The sequence below is a fragment of the Pseudonocardia pini genome (assembly GCF_013870575.1).
Taxonomy (GTDB): domain Bacteria; phylum Actinomycetota; class Actinomycetes; order Mycobacteriales; family Pseudonocardiaceae; genus Pseudonocardia; species Pseudonocardia pini.
Window position 1 is genome coordinate 1 of the sequence record NZ_JACBXB010000941.1, and the last position, 1,879, is coordinate 1,879.

General features: G+C 73.9%; 1 protein-coding gene and 1 pseudogene. Both read right to left on the reverse strand.

Translation table 11 applies throughout. From position 1 onward, the window contains the following. Nucleotides 1-63: 63 nt before the first annotated feature. Entirely contained in the window at nucleotides 64-1,380 is a 1,317-nt protein-coding gene (locus H5J29_RS31085) for an ABC1 kinase family protein (protein WP_181784506.1), read from the reverse strand. After that, nucleotides 1,377-1,879, reverse strand: a pseudogene (locus H5J29_RS31090) (hypothetical protein); the annotation flags it as partial. The pseudogene H5J29_RS31090 and the gene H5J29_RS31085, both read right to left, overlap by 4 nt.

Consider the following 1,879-nt stretch of genomic DNA (forward strand, 5'->3'; position numbering starts at 1 on the left):
TCACAGCCGGGGGCGAGGGCCCGACCCCCTGCACGAACGGCACTCTCGTGTGAACGGCCTCGCTCAGCCGGCGACGAACAGATCGGGCTGCCAGCGCCCCACGATCTCGCGCAGCGGGACGTCCGCCTGCAGCTGGCACAGCACCCCGAGGGTGCCGAGCGTGACCCGGTGGATCAGCAGGTACTGCGGCGGCAGGTTGAGGGACCGGCCCGTGTCGAACTCGGGACTGCGGAGGTCGCCGACCCGTTCGGCCTGGCCCTGCAGCCAGCTCCGGGAGAACCGGAAGCGTTCGGTGCGCAGCGGCTCGGTGAAGGGGGAGAGGTACGCGAGCACCTCCTCCGCCGCGACCTCCGTGCCCGGCTGGAGGAACCCCGCCGACCGCAGCAGCGCGATGAGGTCCGCGGGCCGGTTCTCCAGGGCGTACTTGGTCATGGTCGTGAGCGGGCGAGGCAGGCCCTCGGGCAGCCGCGCCACCGCCCCGAAGTCCACGACGAGCATCCGCCCGTCGTCCAGGATCTGGAAGTTGCCCGGGTGTGGGTCGGAGTGCAGCAGGTGCACCCGGTAGGGCGCCGAGTAGTGGAAGCCCGCGAGCAGCGCGCCCGCCCGGTCCCGTTCCTCCTGTGTCCCGTTGCGGATGACGTCCGACAGCCGCCTGCCGGTGACCCACTCGCTGACCATCGCCCGCGGCGCCGAGGCCACCACACGCGGCACCCGGATCTCCGGGTCGTCCGCGTACTCCGCGGCGAACGCCCGCTGGTTCTCGGCCTCGTCCCGGTAGTCGAGCTCCTCGACCATCCGCTCCTTCAGCTCGGTGATCAGCGGCTTGATCTCCATGCCGGGCGCGAGCGGCTGCAGCAGCCTGCTCATCCGCGACAGCTGGCGGAGGTCCGACAGCACCGCCTCCTCGGCGCCCGGGTACTGCACCTTCACCGCGACCTCGCGGCCGTCCCGCCACACCGCCCGGTGGACCTGGCCGATGCTCGCGGCCGCCGCGGGCTCCTCGTCGAACTCCCGGAACCGGGCCCGCCAGCCGCGGCCGAACTGCTCCGCCAACATCCGGTGGACGTCCGCCGAGGGCATCGGCGGCGCCGCGGTCTGCAGCTTCGTCAGCGCCTCGCGGTAGGGCTCGGCCATCTCCTCGGGAACCGCCGCCTCGAACACGCTCAGCGCCTGCCCGAACTTCATGGCGCCACCCTTGAGCTCGCCCAGCACGGCGAAGAGCTGCTCCGCGCTCTTCGCCATCATCTGGGCGCTGATCTGGTCGCGGTCGCCGCCCGCCAGCCTGCGGCCCCAACCCGCGGCGGCCCTACCGGCGACCCCCAGTGGGAGCCCGGCGAGCTTGGCGGTGCGGGAGACCGTGCGGCGGGGAATGTCGCTCACTTCATGATTCTCTCCCGTCCTGCGGTCCCCGCGCATGTCGCATTCGGGGCGACCCCGCCCACGCCCTCACCTGCCCACCCCGAACCGCGCGGCGCGGAGTGTCCGGGAGACACCCAGCCGCACGGACACCGCGGGTGGCCGGGCCACCTCCGCCTGCGGAGGACCCCCGCGTGCGGGTCCAGCTCCACGGCCGCGCCCAGCGACGGCGGCCGCACCTCGCCGTCGAGCAGCACGAGTGCCTGTGCGACGCCGAGCGCCGCAGTGGCCGCGACGGTCTCCGGCTCAGCCGATCCGCTGGACCCGGTGAGCTGTGCGGCGACGGCGGGCCACCCCGGGTCCCGGTCGGCGCGGCCGAGCTCGACACAGCGCAGACACGGCGACCTGCCGGGCAGCACCAGTGGACCCACCACGCCGGTCCCGTCCCGCACGAGGACCGGGAGATGGTCCACCCCCTCGGCCCGCAGCGCCGTGGCCTCCGCCGGGTCGACGACCACCGCAT